Genomic DNA, 13909 nt, shown 5'->3' with positions numbered 1-13909 from the left:
CTTATACCTGCTGCATCATTCCTGAAATCGATTTCGATTTCAGGAATGATGCAGTGGGACCAGAAGGAGACGTGCGTGGCAAAGAGCTTCGACGTGGTGATCATCGGCGCGGGCGCGGCGGGAATGATGTGCGCGGCGGAAGCCGGGCGCCGGGGCCGCAGCGTGCTCGTGCTCGATCACGCGAGGGCGCCGGGCGAAAAAATCCGCATCTCCGGCGGCGGCCGTTGCAACTTCACCAACCTCCATACAGCGCCCGCCAACTTCCTCTCGCAGAACCCGCATTTTGCCAAATCGGCACTCGCCCGCTATACGCCGCGCGATTTCGTCGCCCTCGTCGAGCGGCACGGCATTGGCTGGCACGAAAAGACGCTGGGGCAGCTCTTCTGCGACGATACCGCCCGCGACATCGTCCGCATGCTCATGGAGGAGATGAAGGCGGCCGGCGTCGTGCTCCGGCTGGGAACGGAAATCGCCCGTGTCGAGGCTTCTGCCACAGGCTTTCGTGTCGGTCTTGCCGAAGAGACCATCGACGCCCGCACGCTCGTCATCGCCACCGGCGGCAAGTCGATCCCGAAGATGGGTGCCACCGGCTTTGCCTATCGCATCGCCGAGCAGTTCGGCCTGGCGCTGGTCGAAACGCGCCCCGGTCTCGTGCCGCTGACGGTGGCCGATGCGGCGAAAGAGAGCCTCGGTGCGCTCGCGGGTCTCGCTGTCGATGTGCGCGCCGCCTGCGGCAAGACGGCGTTCAACGAAGCCATGCTCTTTACCCACCGGGGCCTGAGCGGGCCGGCGATCCTGCAGATTTCGTCCTACTGGCGCGAAGGCGAGGAGATCCGCGTGGCCTTCGAGCCGGGCACCGATCTGGGCGCCCTGATGAAGGCGGCCCGCCGCACGCAGGGCCGGCAGGCGGTGCAGACCGTGCTTGGCGAACACTTGCCCAAGCGCCTCGCGCAGCATCTGGCGACGGAAGCGGGGCTTCTCGACCGCCCGCTGGCCGACCTCTCCGACAAGGCGATCGACGGGCTGGTGGCGCTCGTCTCCGGCTGGTCGCTGAAACCCGCGGGATCGGAAGGCTACCGCACGGCGGAAGTGACTCTCGGCGGCGTGGACACCCGTTATCTGGATTCCCGCACCATGATGGCAAAGGCCGTTCCCGGCCTTTTCTTCATCGGGGAATGCGTCGATGTCACCGGCTGGCTTGGCGGTTATAATTTCCAGTGGGCCTGGGCCTCCGGCTTCTCCTGCGGCCAGGCCGTCTGATCGGTAAAATGCCCGCGATGCCAAAAGCGTGAAGGTGCTTCAGCCCTTGTTAACGAAACTGTCCGACCCTACCTGACGAATGGGAACGGATTGTCCCGCAGCGGCACGGTTTTCGCATTTTTAACGGGTGCGACAGAAAGTGGCTGGTGGATCGTCTCAACCGGGTCTATTCTCTTCGGACGGAAGGACATGAAATCATGAACCAGCATAGCCGACGCAATGCCCGTGCCATCGCCATCACCAAGGCCGATGAAAGCCGTACACAGAAAATCCTGGCGCTGACCTATACGGCCGCTGCTGTTTTGACAGCTGCCGCCATTATTGGTCTCTCGACCCTGGGATCCTTCTGAAGCGGTAGCAAACGGGCGAATATGCTTCTGGCTGCATCGAGAGCTGCAGCCTGACATCCTGCGCGGACAATGACGCGCGTTGGTCGTTTCCCCAAGTGAGGCGGCCCATCAATCGGCGAACCTGTAAATTTCCAGAACCGGCGGCCCCTCAGGGGCCATTTCTTTGAGGTCCGTCTGGCCGTGAGGACGGTCGAGGTGTGTCCCTATTGTTTGCCATGCCGACATGGCAGGTGCGTGACAATGTCTCGTGCTGCTTACATGAAATTAACGCATCTCGTCCAAGCTGCACCCATTGAGGAGCAGGCTTGGACGACGCGACCGGAGGGCTGCGGCGTCCTGCAATGATTGCGAAGCGGCTGGCGGTATCCCCGCATTCTACTGCATAATTCCTTAAACCGGGATCGGTTTAAGGACAAAATTATGCAGCAGCTATAAACTGTTAGAGCGACCTTAGCGCGTCATACAGGACGCGCGGCGCTCTAATCAGACCATGATGACGGCCTGACATGAAGCGCACCGAAGAAGCCGATGGCGGCTTGGGGGAGGCGGATGCAGGCCCTGCAAGCCAGGACGCGCCCATGTTCATCGACAAGATCCTTGCCCGCTTCAAGATACAGACGAAGGTTCTCTTCTTCATCCTGCCCTTCGTCGTCAGTATCTGCGCCGTCGGCCTGACCGGGCTCTACGCATCCGGCTTGCTGCAGGGGCGCATGGAAATCTCCAACAGCGTGCTCCAGTCACTGTCCGGCTTCCGCGACGTCTATGCCGGCATGAATGCGTTCCTGACGGACGCGAGCGAACAGACGCGCGACGACGTCGTCCTCAAGATCACCAGCCAGGAGGCTGTGCTTAACGGGACGCGCGCCCAGATGGAAAACAGCGAGGGCGCCAGCCAGCTCGACAGCGCCATCGCCGGCACCGCGAAGATCCGCGAGCGCGTCGGCGAACTCTGGAAGTTGCATGAGACGGAAGTCGCGCTGCGCACATCCATCACCAAGAGCATCCGTCTTCTCCTCTCGACGCAGGGCAAGCTGATCGAGGAGGCGACCTCCGTCGAGCAGCGCGTGCGCGACGACGAGACCAAGGCGAAATCGCTCCTGCGCGAAGCCGAGCGGCTGACCGCCTCCAGCGACATCCTCACCGGCCTCACCTCCGATTTCGCCCGCGCGCCGACACCCGAAGCCAAGATCAAGGTGGCGCGTGATGGCCAGGCCGCGCTCGAACAGGTTCTCACCCAGATTGGCACGGCGCTTCCGGCCAACCAGAAGGCCGTGGCCGACACGTTCAAGGCGACCATCGGCGAGATCCGCACGCTGACCAACAATGGCGACCTGAGCGATGAAAACGCCAAGGCGATCGGCCGGCTGGTCGCGCGCTTCCGCCAGGCCAGCATCCAGTTCCAGACCGCGGCCACCGCGACGATGCGCAATGCGACGGCGACGTTCGGCAAGCTCGATGCGCCGCTGATCAAGGCCAACAAGATCCTCGAAAACGCACGTGCCATCGTCACCGCCGTTTCCGGAATCCGGCTTGCTGCCAGCAGCTTCCTCGAAACGTCCCAGCAGACGGACCAGGCGCGCCTTGCCCGCGAGGTCAACGTGCTCAATCAGGAAGTCCTCAACATCGCCTACACGGCGCCCGAAATGCCCTTCTTCGCGGGCCTTGCGGCAACCGTCCAGCCGGTCGCCGGCAAGATCAAGTCGGACAGCATGTCGCTGATCGGCGTCAGCGCGGGGCGGCATAAGGAATTCGCCGACGCGGCAGCCGATATCGACCAGATCTGGCAGCAGCTCGTCGGCTTTGCCGAAGACCAGAAGACCAATGCGGCGATCGAGCGCGAAAAGGCCAATCAGGTCTCCGTCTTTGCGACCGCCGGCGGCGTCGTCATCGCCCTTCTCGCCGGCATCGCGCTGGTGCTGACGCTGAAAGGTCCGATCGGCCAGATCACCGCCGCCATGCGCCGGCTGGCCGAAGGGGCGCTCGACACGCGCATCGACGGCGACGCCCGTCAGGACGAGATCGGCGACATGGCTCGCGCGCTGGGCGTCTTCAAGGAGAATGCTCTGTCGAAGGTGCGCATCGAGGCGCAGAGCGAGGAGCAGCGGCTGCAGGCCGATGCCGAGCGCAGCCGCAACGATGCCGAGAAGCAATCGATGGACAGCCAGATCGATTTCGCGGTCAGCCAGCTCGCCGCAGGCCTTGGGCGCCTTGCCCAGGGGGATCTGTCGCAGCAGATCGAGACGCCGTTCAACGGCCGCCTCGAACAGCTGCGCATCGATTTCAACGGCTCGCTCGTTCGCCTGCAGGATACGCTCCTACAGATCCGCAACAATGCCGTCCTGATCCAGCGCAGCGGCAACGACATGCACGCCTCCGCCGACAGCCTGTCGCGTCGCACCGAGGCGCAGGCCGCCTCGCTCGAGGAAACTGCGGCTGCCGTCGATCAGATCACGGTCACCGTGCGCTCCTCGGCCGAGCGCGCCCATGAAGCCAATGTCGCCGTGTCGCACACCAAGAAGAGCGCCGACGGCTCGGGCGTCGTCGTCACCAATGCGATCTCGGCCATGAGCCGCATCGAGGATGCCTCGCGCCAGATCGAGCAGATCATCGAGGTCATCGACGAAATCGCGTTCCAGACCAATCTCCTCGCGCTCAATGCCGGCATCGAGGCGGCGCGGGCAGGGGAGGCGGGCAAGGGCTTTGCTGTCGTCGCACAGGAAGTGCGCGAACTCGCCCAGCGCTCGGCCGGTGCCGCGCGCGAGATCAAGGGGCTGATCAACAAGTCCACGCTCGAAGTGACGGCGGGTTCGCAGGCGGTGAAGGAGACCGGCGCCGTGCTCGCCTCCATCAGCCAGCAGATCGTTACCGTCAGCCAGCACGTGGATATGATCGCCACCGCCAGCCGCGACCAGGCCTCCGCCCTCCACGAGGTCAACGGCTCCGTCAACCAGATGGACCAGATGACCCAGCAGAACGCCACCATGGTCGACGAAGCCACGACGGCCAGCCGCGCCCTGGCAGAGCAGGCCGACACCCTGATGCAACTGGTCGAACAGTTCCGCCTGGAACCCGCAACGGGCCACCGCATGGGGCGTGCTGCCTAAGGGGGGGGATGGAACGCAGGTCGAAATGCAAAACGCCGGGCTCAGTCCCGGCGTTTTGCGTTGGGGCATCTTGTTCCCGGTAACTGTTTGGAGAGTTTACGAAAAAAAGGCCCTCTCTGCCCTGCCGGGCATCTCCCCCACAAGGGGGGAGAAGACTTGGGGCGAGCCGCTCGACATCTCAAGGAACGTTCAAGGATAAGGCTGAGCGCGTGCTACGAGTCCTCTCCCCCCTTGTGGGGGAGATGCCCGGCAGGGCAGAGAAAGCCTTTCTTGCTACCCGACCCTGCGCATCTTCAAGATGCCCCACTCACCCCATAGCAAACGCCGCGCGCTCGTCCCGTTCCCGCTGGATCTGCTGGCGGCGGGAGACGATGGAGGTGATGAGGACGCCGGTGGCGACGATACCGATGAGGATGGTGCAGGCGGCGTTGATCTCGGGCGTGACGCCGAGGCGTACCTGGCTGTAGATCTTCATCGGAAGCGTGGTCGCGCCAGGGCCGGAGGTGAAGCTGGAGATGACGAGATCGTCGAGCGACAGGGTGAAGGCGAGCACCCAGCCGGAGAAGACGGCCGGCGCGATGACCGGCAGCGTCACCTGAAAGAAGGTCGCGGTCGGCGTTGCGCCGAGGTCGAGGGCAGCCTCTTCGATCGACCGGTCGAAGCTCGCCAGCCGCGACTGGATGACGACCGCGACGAAGCACATGGTGAAGGTGATGTGCGCGATCGTCAGCGTCCAGAAACCGCGATCGAAGCCGATCGCGACGAAGAGCAGCAGCATCGACAGGCCCGTGATCACCTCGGGCATCACGAGCGGCGCATAGATCATGCCCGAAAACAGCACCCGGCCGTGAAAGCGCTGGTAACGCGTCATGGCGAGCGCCGCGAGCGTGCCGAGCACGGTTGCGACGGTCGCCGAGAGCAGGCCGACGCGCACCGTGACCCAGGCCGCATCCATCAGGGCCCGGTTGCGGAAGAGCTGCCCGTACCATTGTGTCGAGAACCCAGCCCAGACGGTGACGAGCTTCGACGCATTGAACGAGAAGACGACGAGCAGCACGATCGGCAGATACAAGAACGCAAAGCCGATGACGATCGAGGCGATGTTGAAGCGGGACCAGCGGTTCATCCTATCGGCCCTCGCGATCGAGGCGCGACTGCGCATTCTGGAAGAACATGATCGGCACCACGAGGATCATCAGCAGGATGGCCGCGACCGCCGAAGAGACGGGCCAGTCCCGGTTGGCGTTGAACTCGTTCCAGAGCGTCTTGCCGATCATCAGCGTTTCCGAGCCGCCGAGCAGATCGGGAATGACGAACTCGCCGACGGCGGGAATGAAGACCAGCAGGCAGCCGGCGACGACGCCCGGCAGCGACAGCGGGAAGGTGATGCGCCAGAAGGCCGAGATTGGCGTGCAGCCAAGATCCTGTGCGGCTTCCGTCAGGCTGTGATCCATCTTTTCGAGCGCGGAATAGAGCGGCAGGACCATGAACGGCAGGTAGGAATAGACGATGCCGATATAGATTGCGGTATTGGTGTTGAGGATGATCAACGGCTCGCTGATCAGTCCGACGGATAGCAGAAGTTGGTTGAGCAGGCCTTCGGGCTTCAGGATGGCGATCCAGGCATAGACGCGGATGAGGAAGCTCGTCCAGAACGGCAGGATCACCAGCATCAGCAGCGTCGGGCGCAGCGTCGCAGGCGCCTTCGCCATGCCGTAGGCGATGGGATAGGCGATGAGCAGGGTCAGTGCGGTCGAGATCAGCGCGATGGTGAGGCTGGAGAGATAGGCGTTCGTATAGAGCGCGTCCTCCGTCAGCCAGACATAATTGTCGAAGGAGAACTGCCGGATATTGTCGATGAAGCCCGAAAGGCCGTCCGCCCAGGCGAAGACGGGGAGGTAGGGCGGCATGGCGATGGCGGCTTCCGACAGCGAGATCCGCAACACGATGACGAAGGGGATGAGGAAGAAGACCAGCAGCCACGCATAGGGGATGATGATCACGAGACGGTTGACGATGGCGGGGAGCAGCCTGTTCATCGGGCTCAATCCTTCAGCACGACGCCGGCATCCCGGTCGAACGAGATCCAGACTTTCTGGTCGTAGCCGAGCGGGTCCTCGACGGCGCGCACCGCATTCAGCGACGATGCCTTGACGACTTTGCCGCTGTTCAGCTTGACGTGATAGACGGTCATGTCGCCGAGATAGGCGATGTCCCAAAGCTCGCCCTCCGCCGCGTTGACGAGGCTTCCGGCCGGCACCTGCCGCCCGACGCGGATTTTTTCCGGGCGGATGGCAAAGCCGGCTTTGGCGCCTTCACTCGGATGTTCGCTGCTGGCCGCCTCGATGGCAAAGCCCGCATCCGCCTCGATGCGGATCTCGGAGGCCTGCGCCCGCGAGACCGTGCCGTCGAAGATGTTCACGTCGCCGATGAAGTCGGCCACGAAGCGGGAGTTCGGCGCCTCGTAGATCTCGGCCGGCGTCGCCACTTGGATGACCTTGCCATGCGCCATCACGGCGATGCGGTCGGCCATGGTCATCGCCTCTTCCTGGTCGTGCGTCACGACGACGAAGGTGAGGCCGAGATCCTGCTGCAGGTCCATCAGCTCGAACTGGGTTTCCTCGCGCAGCTTCTTGTCGAGCGCGCCGAGCGGTTCGTCGAGCAGCAGCACCTTCGGCTGCTTGGCGAGCGACCGGGCGAGCGCCACGCGCTGCCGCTGGCCGCCGGAGAGCTGGTGTGGCTTGCGCTTGGCGAACTGCTCCATCTTCACGAGCTTCAGCATCTGCGTCACGCGCTCGGCAATCGCCGGTTTCGGCATGCCGTCCTGCTTCAGCCCGAAGGCGATGTTGGTTTCCACCGTCATGTGCGGAAACAGGGCATAGGACTGGAACATCATGTTGACGGGGCGGCGATAGGGCGGAATGCCCGCTAGATTCTGCCCGTCGAGGATGATTTCGCCCGAGGTCGGCTGCTCGAAGCCGGCGAGCATCCGCAGCAGCGTCGATTTTCCGCAGCCGGACGCGCCGAGCAGGGCGTGGAATTCGCGCGTATAGATATCGAGCGAGAGATCGTCAACTGCGACGAAATCGCCGAAGCGCTTGGTGACGTTGCGAAAGGAGATGAAGGGTTTGGACGAGGGGTCCGTCCAGGGAGAAAAGGAGCGGCGAATGCTGCCAAGAGACTTCATGAAGGGGTTCCCGATGGGCCGCAAGGCCGCGTGAGCTGAAGAGAGGACGCCGCAGGATGGAAAATGCCCGGAACTTAGGAGAACCGGGCATTGAAGGAAGGACTTACTGACCTGTGAGAACCCGGGTCCAGAGGCGTGTCGCCACGCGCTGTGTTTTCGGGTCCCAGGGAGAGATCGTGTAAAGCTTGGCCATCGTCGCCTCGTCCGGGTAGACCGCGGGATCCTCGAGGATGTCCTTGGAGACGAACTTCTGGGAGGCCTTGTTGCCGTTGGCATAGAAGACGTAGTCAGACGCCTTCGCGATCACCTCCGGCTTCATCATGTAGTTGATGAAGGCATGGGCCTCTTCCAGATGCGGCGCATCGGCGGGGATCGCCATCATGTCGAACCACATCTGCGCGCCCTGCGACGGAATGGAATAGTTGACCTCGACGCCGGCCTTGGCTTCCTCGGCGCGCGAGCGGGCCTGCAGCAGGTCGCCGGAATAGCCGAAGGCGATGCAGATATCGCCATTGGCGAGCGCATTGATGTATTCGGACGAATGGAACTTGCGGATGAAGGGGCGTGCCTTCAGCATCAGCTCGCCGGCCTTGTCGAGATCTGCCTGGTCGTGGCTGTCGGGGTCGAGGCCGAGATAGGTGAGGGCGGATGGCAGCACGTCCTTCGGCGCGTCGAGCACGTAGATGCCGCAATCCTTGAACTTCGCGGCAATCGCCGGATCGAACAGGACTTCGAGGCCGGGCCGCGCGTCGGAGCCGAGGATTTCCTTGGCCTTGGCCACGTTGTAGCCGATGCCGTTGGTGCCCCACATATAGTCCACGGCATATTCGTTGCCGGGGTCGTAGCGGGCGGTGCGCTGCATCACCATGTCCCACATATTGGCGATGTTCGGCAGCTTCGACTTGTCGAGCTTCTGGAACACGCCGGCCTTGATCTGGCGCTGCAGGAAGTCGGCCGTGGGAACCACGACGTCGTAACCGGTGCCGCCGGCCAGAAGCTTGGTCTCCACGATCTCGTTGGAATCGAACACATCGTAGACGACTTTGATGCCGGTTTCCTTGGTGAAGTCCTCAAGGATGCTGGCATCGATGTAGTCGGACCAGTTGTAGACATTGACGACGCGCTCCTGCGCGCTCGCAAACCCTGTGGATCCGGCCAGGACGAGGCCAGTGACCAAGCTGACGAACTTCAACGACATGCTATTCCCCTTTATTGTTCGCGGCCTCAGCCGCGTAACGAAAGGTTAAGCAGCTTTCCATCGAAGCTCAAGACCTTTCGCACCCGCGAACGACGCCCGCGAGGGACATCCACGGGAACCGCCGCCGACAGCGTTCGCCTTTCGTTACTGGAAGTCGAAGACGCTCAGCCCAGCCACCATTTCATCGAGCCCGAGGGGGCGCGTCACCGGCGGTTCGGCGCGCGCAAGACAGCCCTGGCGCTCGCAGAGGCGACAGGCGGTGCCCGCGGCAAGCGGCGGCGCTGGCACGGCCGCATAGACCGTCTCGCCGGCGTGTCCCGCCTCGCAGCCGAGCAGAAGCGCGGTGCGCCGCACGCGCTCGTTGAAGCCCGAACGTGGCCCGTCCGTCGTTCGCGCGACGAGAAGGAAGCTGGCGCCAGCCGGCATCTCGGCGCGCTCCACCAGGATCTGCCCCGGCTGGGCGAATGTCGCATGCAGGCTCAGCTTCACGCATCCGCCGCCGAAGGCCCGATGCGGAAAGCCCGTCGCGCCACGCGCGCGCAGCCGGTTGCCGGCATGGTCGATTTCCAGAAGGAAGAAGGGTGGCCCGAGTGCACCGCTGCGCTGCAACGTCACCATGCGGCTCGCCGCCTGCTCGAAGCTCACCCGCATGCGCACCCGCACGAGGTCGATATCGAACTGCACGCGCCGACAGATGTCGAGGAAGGTGCCGTAAGGCATCATCAGCGCCAGCGCGGCATAACGGGCCAGCTCGAACCGGGCGATGCGCCGCGCTTCGCCGGAGGTGAGCGGCAGAGCCGCCAGCTCTTCGGCAAGCGCCTCCGGCATGGCGAAATGCGCAGCCTCCATGGCGATTTCGCAAAGCTGGTCCTCGGCCGACAGGCGTTCGGACAGGAACAGGCGCAGCGAATGCCGATCGAACCGGCGGCGAAGATCCGGCATGACGTGGATCGGCAGGGTGCGCACCGCGAGCCCGTGGTCGCGCCGCAGCCAGTCCTTCAGCGCCGTCTGCAGGTCGTCTCCGGGCGCCAGCCGCTGATGAAACGCCTCGGCCGCGGCATCGAGCCGCGCGAAATGATAAGGCCGGGTCTCGAAGATCTCGCGCACCTCGTCCATCGGCAGGCGGGCGCCGCTGAGGGCTGCAGCCTGATCCTGGCCGGACAGCAGGCTCGTCAGATCCTTCAGCCGCGACGATTGTTCCTTGTAGGCCCGGTAGAGCTTGATCAGCCCCATCGCCGCATTCGGCGCCGCTTCCGCGATCTCGATCAGCTCCTGATCACCCGGCAGCTCGCCCGAAAGCAGCGGATCGGCGAATACGGCGCGCAGCTCGCCCAGGCTGTCGGAGGCCTGCCCGCGCAGTTCCGCAAGGTCGATCTGGTAGACGGCGGCCAGCTTCAGGAGCAGCTGCACCGTCAGCGGGCGCTGGTTGCGCTCGATCAGGTTGAGATAGGACGGCGAGATGCCCAGCGCTTCGGCCATGGCCGTCTGCGTCAGCGACAGCCCGTTGCGGATACGGCGGACGCGCGGTCCGGCAAAGATCTTGTTCTCGCTCATGACAAAATTTACACCGCGCCGGATGTTTCGATCCTTGACTATTTTTACAATATTACAGACCTGTGATGTAAAAGACAAGACAGCATAACCTCTTTCACAGTCGCAATACACTGAAACCATTGGCGAAAAATTCGATCATTCGGTACATCTCTCTGCAGGGATCACGGAGGAACTGGAGACGGTTCCCCAGGTGATCGATGCGAAAGGAGGATCTCATGACGAAAATTGACACGACGGTGTTTTCCGCTTCGGCCGGCGGCTTTGACAAGGTCGTGCGGATCATTCCGGTGAACGATGTGGCGCGCCTTCCTGGCTCCGTCGCCGATCGCTCGACGCTGGCAAGGAACGGCGCGAACCGCCTCTGGAAGAGCCTCCGCGAGGAAGCCTCCTTCACAGGCCTGGACGTCCTGTCCGGCAACCAGGCAAAGCAGGTGGTTCGCGCCCGCCTTCAGATCGACGGCTAGACGTCGGCACACCCTATCCGAACCAAGGCCCGGAATTTCCCAGAGCCCGTAACGCCTAAAGACCCGTAATTCCTCAGGAAAGGACGACCACAATGACGATCCAGACCCGCGTCAAGGAACGCGCAGACGAACAGGCATCCAGCATGACCACCGACCAGCAGGCCGCGATCCGCATGGTCGCCAACGACCTGCACCGCCTGAACCACACTATCATGAAGGCCGTCGAGGCTGGTGTTTCGGTCGAGCTCGTCCGCTCCGCCCGCCATCACGCCGGCGAAGGCAACTGGGGTGACCTGATGATCCCTGTCATCGTTACCCAGAGCCGTGGCTGATACCGCCACCGGCTGTGATCGAAGGCCCGGCAAGACCTCTGCCGGGCCTTCGCCATGAGGTCCGGTCACCTCTTACGTCGGGGTTCGACAGGCACGACGTGAGCGGCTCGGCGTGAAATCGGCAAGGGTTCGCCAAGGTCCGTTTACCCCGCGCGACGACGTGTTATAGATCGAGTGCCGCGTATGAGGGGAAGATGATGCATTCCGACCAGCCGCTCTGGACACCATCGCAAGCCTCCATCGAAGCGCAGCCGTTGACGGCCTTCATGGCGCTCTGCAGCAAGCGGCACCGCGTGCATTTTGCCGATGTCGATGCGTTTCACGCTTGGTCCGTGGCCGACCGTGCCAGTTTCTGGAGCGATCTCTGGGATTTCTGCGGCATCGTCGGAGACAAGGGCGCCCGCGCGCTGGTCGATGACGGCCCTATGACGCAAGCCCGCTTCTTTCCCGATGCCAGCCTCAACTTCGCCGAAAACCTTCTGCGGAAAACCGGCAGCGACGATGCCATCGTGTCCCGCGGCGAGGACAAGGTCTCGTCCCGTCTCTCCTGGGATGCGCTGGCTGCGCTGGTATCCCGCCTGCAACAGGCGCTGGTCGCGCTCGGTATCGGCGAGGGCGACCGCGTTGCCGCCATGATGCCGAACCTGCCGGAGACCGTTGCCCTGATGTTGGCGACAGCGTCGCTCGGCGCCATCTGGTCGTCCTGCTCACCTGATTTCGGCGAACAGGGCGTGCTCGACCGTTTTGGCCAGATCTCGCCAAAACTGTTCATCGCCTGCGACGGCTACTGGTACAATGGCAAGCGCCAGGATGTGTCGGAGAAGGTGAAGGCCGTGTCTGACCGGCTCGGTATTCCCGTGCTCGTTATTCCCTATGCGGGAGAGGCTGATGCGCTGGTCTCCAAGCTCGCCGATGGCCGCACGCTGCCGGATTTCATCGCCCCGTTCGAGGCGCAGGCCCTGTCATTTCGCCGGCTACCGTTTTCCCATCCGCTCTACATCCTCTTTTCCTCCGGCACCACGGGCGTTCCGAAATGCATCGTGCATTCGGCCGGGGGCACATTGGTCCAGCATCTGAAGGAACACGTTCTGCATTGCGGGCTGAAGGATGGCGACCGGCTGTTCTACTTCACCACCTGCGGCTGGATGATGTGGAACTGGCTCGCCACCGGTCTCGCCGCCGGTGTCACCTTGTGCCTCTATGACGGCTCGCCCTTCTATCCCGATGGCTCGGTCCTGTTCGACTTTGCGCAGGCCGAACGCTTCACCGTCTTCGGCACCTCGGCGAAATATATCGATGCCGTTCGGAAGTCCGGGCTAATGCCAAAAGAGACTCACGATCTCTCGGCCCTCCGTGTCATGACCTCGACCGGATCGCCTCTGTCGCCGGAGGGCTTCACCTTCGTTTATGACGGCATCAAGTCCGATATCCAGCTCGCCTCCATCTCCGGCGGCACCGATATCGTCGCCTGCTTCGTGCTCGGCAATCCGCTGAAGCCCGTCTGGCGCGGCGAGATCCAGGGGCCGGGACTGGCGCTCGCCATGGATGTCTGGGACGACGAGGGGCGCCCGATCAGGGGCGAGAAGGGGGAGTTGGTCTGTACCAAGGCGTTTCCGAGCATGCCGATCATGTTCTGGAACGACCCCGACGGCGCCCGATACCACGCCGCCTACTTCGATCGCTTCGACAATATCTGGTGCCATGGCGACTTTGCCGAGTGGACCGCGCATGGGGGCCTCATCATCCATGGCCGCTCGGATGCCACACTCAACCCCGGCGGTGTCCGCATCGGCACGGCGGAGATCTATAATCAGGTCGAGCAGATGGAGGAGGTCGCCGAGGCGCTGTGCATCGGGCAGGATTGGGACGACGACGTGCGCGTCGTGCTGTTCGTACGGCTTGCCAGCGGCGTCTCGCTCGATGACGATCTGGTCAAGGCGATCCGCACCCGCATCCGCACCGGCGCCTCGCCCCGCCACGTCCCCGCCAAGATCATCGCCGTCGCCGACATCCCGCGAACCAAGTCCGGCAAGATCGTCGAACTCGCCGTTCGCGACGTGGTGCACGGCCGGTCAGTGAAGAACAAGGAAGCGCTGGCCAATCCGGAAGCACTGGATCTCTATGCCGATCTTGAGGATCTCAGGGCCTGAGACAGGCGCGAGCATCGAGGCTCCGAAATCCCGCTATGACGTAAGTCTAGGGATAAATAATGACCGCCGGAAACATGCGCTTTCCGCCGGAAAGCCTGCCATAGAGGTTGCATCGTGTCTTTCAACGACAAGATTGCAGGGAGCGGTTGTTAAGTCTTCCTTATCGTCCGCACCGTCATGGTTGGGCTCTCGCAGGTCCATGACAGACCTTGCGCCGGCAAAGCCGGATCTCCGACATGATGTCGATTATACGTGTTCGAAAGCACTCAACTTGAGGCAGCCCTATGGCTGCCTCCCTTTCGAGCCTCGG

General features: G+C 63.2%; 11 protein-coding genes. 6 read left to right on the top strand and 5 right to left on the bottom strand.

Translation table 11 applies throughout. The annotated features are described in order from the left end of the window. Positions 1-75: 75 nt before the first annotated feature. The 3 genes from C8J33_RS09210 to C8J33_RS09200 all read left to right on the top strand — a co-directional run bounded on the left by C8J33_RS09210 (position 76) and on the right by C8J33_RS09200 (position 4714). Positions 76-1260, top strand: a complete 1185-nt coding sequence (locus C8J33_RS09210) for an NAD(P)/FAD-dependent oxidoreductase (RefSeq protein ID WP_132663833.1) — start codon at positions 76-78, stop codon at positions 1258-1260. A 197-nt stretch (positions 1261-1457) separates the two neighbouring features. Continuing rightward, positions 1458-1610 (top strand): hypothetical protein, encoded by a 153-nt coding sequence (locus tag C8J33_RS27025; protein ID WP_165910602.1) that lies wholly within the window; start codon positions 1458-1460, stop codon positions 1608-1610. Between the two features lie 578 nt (positions 1611-2188). Next, on the top strand, positions 2189-4714 hold the full coding sequence (locus C8J33_RS09200; protein WP_132664515.1) for a methyl-accepting chemotaxis protein: 2526 nt from the start codon (positions 2189-2191) through the stop codon (positions 4712-4714). Positions 4715-5021: 307 nt separating this feature from the next. On the opposite strand, the gene C8J33_RS09190 is transcribed toward C8J33_RS09200, so the two are convergent. The 5 genes from C8J33_RS09190 to C8J33_RS09170 all read right to left on the bottom strand — a co-directional run bounded on the left by C8J33_RS09190 (position 5022) and on the right by C8J33_RS09170 (position 10653). Next, positions 5022-5840, bottom strand: coding sequence for an ABC transporter permease (locus tag C8J33_RS09190; RefSeq protein ID WP_132663831.1), 819 nt, complete (start codon positions 5838-5840; stop codon positions 5022-5024). 1 nt (position 5841) lies between these two features. Next, positions 5842-6753: an ABC transporter permease subunit gene (locus tag C8J33_RS09185; protein WP_110799996.1), complete on the bottom strand. Its 912-nt coding sequence runs from the start codon at positions 6751-6753 to the stop codon at positions 5842-5844. 5 nt (positions 6754-6758) lie between these two features. Beyond that, entirely contained in the window at positions 6759-7901 is a 1143-nt protein-coding gene (locus C8J33_RS09180) for an ABC transporter ATP-binding protein (protein WP_132663829.1), read from the bottom strand. A gap of 103 nt (positions 7902-8004) precedes the next feature. Further along, positions 8005-9099, bottom strand: coding sequence for a polyamine ABC transporter substrate-binding protein (locus tag C8J33_RS09175; RefSeq protein WP_132663827.1), 1095 nt, complete (start codon positions 9097-9099; stop codon positions 8005-8007). A 144-nt stretch (positions 9100-9243) separates the two neighbouring features. After that, on the bottom strand, positions 9244-10653 hold the full coding sequence (locus C8J33_RS09170) for an XRE family transcriptional regulator (protein ID WP_132663825.1): 1410 nt from the start codon (positions 10651-10653) through the stop codon (positions 9244-9246). A 215-nt stretch (positions 10654-10868) separates the two neighbouring features. Here C8J33_RS09170 and C8J33_RS09165 point away from each other — a divergent pair, with 215 nt between their 5' ends. From C8J33_RS09165 to C8J33_RS09155, 3 genes are all read left to right on the top strand, one after another. Continuing rightward, entirely contained in the window at positions 10869-11117 is a 249-nt protein-coding gene (locus tag C8J33_RS09165) for a hypothetical protein (RefSeq protein WP_132663823.1), read from the top strand. A gap of 92 nt (positions 11118-11209) precedes the next feature. Continuing rightward, complete coding sequence (locus tag C8J33_RS09160; RefSeq protein ID WP_110726909.1) at positions 11210-11449, top strand: hypothetical protein; 240 nt, start codon at positions 11210-11212, stop codon at positions 11447-11449. Between the two features lie 197 nt (positions 11450-11646). After that, positions 11647-13599, top strand: coding sequence for an acetoacetate--CoA ligase (locus C8J33_RS09155; protein WP_132664514.1), 1953 nt, complete (start codon positions 11647-11649; stop codon positions 13597-13599). Positions 13600-13909 lie beyond the last annotated feature (310 nt).

It is taken from the genome of Rhizobium sp. PP-CC-3G-465 (genome assembly GCF_004343445.1).
In the GTDB taxonomy this organism is placed as follows: domain Bacteria; phylum Pseudomonadota; class Alphaproteobacteria; order Rhizobiales; family Rhizobiaceae; genus Ferranicluibacter; species Ferranicluibacter rubi.
This window is presented reverse-complemented; position numbering and strand designations above follow the sequence as displayed.

Excerpts from the sequence above, each read along its gene's own strand:
- C8J33_RS27025 (WP_165910602.1), top strand. The coding sequence starts at position 1,458 with ATGAACCAGCATAGCCGACGCAATGCCCGTGCCATCGCCATCACCAAG.
- C8J33_RS09200 (WP_132664515.1), top strand. The coding sequence starts at position 2,189 with ATGTTCATCGACAAGATCCTTGCCCGCTTCAAGATACAGACGAAGGTT.
- C8J33_RS09190 (WP_132663831.1), bottom strand. The coding sequence starts at position 5,840 with ATGAACCGCTGGTCCCGCTTCAACATCGCCTCGATCGTCATCGGCTTT.
- C8J33_RS09185 (WP_110799996.1), bottom strand. The coding sequence starts at position 6,753 with ATGAACAGGCTGCTCCCCGCCATCGTCAACCGTCTCGTGATCATCATC.
- C8J33_RS09180 (WP_132663829.1), bottom strand. The coding sequence starts at position 7,901 with ATGAAGTCTCTTGGCAGCATTCGCCGCTCCTTTTCTCCCTGGACGGAC.
- C8J33_RS09175 (WP_132663827.1), bottom strand. The coding sequence starts at position 9,099 with ATGTCGTTGAAGTTCGTCAGCTTGGTCACTGGCCTCGTCCTGGCCGGA.
- C8J33_RS09170 (WP_132663825.1), bottom strand. The coding sequence starts at position 10,653 with ATGAGCGAGAACAAGATCTTTGCCGGACCGCGCGTCCGCCGTATCCGC.
- C8J33_RS09165 (WP_132663823.1), top strand. The coding sequence starts at position 10,869 with ATGACGAAAATTGACACGACGGTGTTTTCCGCTTCGGCCGGCGGCTTT.
- C8J33_RS09160 (WP_110726909.1), top strand. The coding sequence starts at position 11,210 with ATGACGATCCAGACCCGCGTCAAGGAACGCGCAGACGAACAGGCATCC.
- C8J33_RS09155 (WP_132664514.1), top strand. The coding sequence starts at position 11,647 with ATGCATTCCGACCAGCCGCTCTGGACACCATCGCAAGCCTCCATCGAA.